Source organism: Stenotrophomonas sp. Steno-C15 (assembly GCF_056393265.1).
This window is the reverse complement of record NZ_JBWJPF010000059.1, coordinates 1-269: the sequence shown is the minus strand read 5'-3', so window position 1 is coordinate 269 and position 269 is coordinate 1. Positions and strand designations below refer to the sequence as shown.

At 65.4% G+C, this 269-nt stretch carries 1 protein-coding gene; it reads left to right on the top strand.

Annotated features, from left to right (window positions below; translation table 11 throughout):
• Positions 1-269 (top strand): hypothetical protein (locus AC06FB_RS18880; RefSeq protein WP_478053989.1); only part of this gene is annotated, 269 nt, incomplete at both ends.

Below are 269 nucleotides of genomic sequence, written 5' to 3'. Positions count from 1 at the left end.
ACCGCCCGCGATCTGGGCGATCCGGGCATCGATGAGATCTACGGCTGGGGCATGGTCGACCTGCGCAAGGCCATCGAAGGCTTCGGCTCGCTGCGCGTGGACACCGATGTGGTGATGAACCAGAAGGCCGGTGGCCTGAAGGTCTGGGAAGGCGAGGCCTGGGATGACTGGACCAACGACATCGGTGGCCCCGGCAAGCTGACCAAGTCCGGCATCGGCTGGCTGCGCCTGAGCGGCGACAACAGCTTCAACGGTGCGGTGGTGAACGA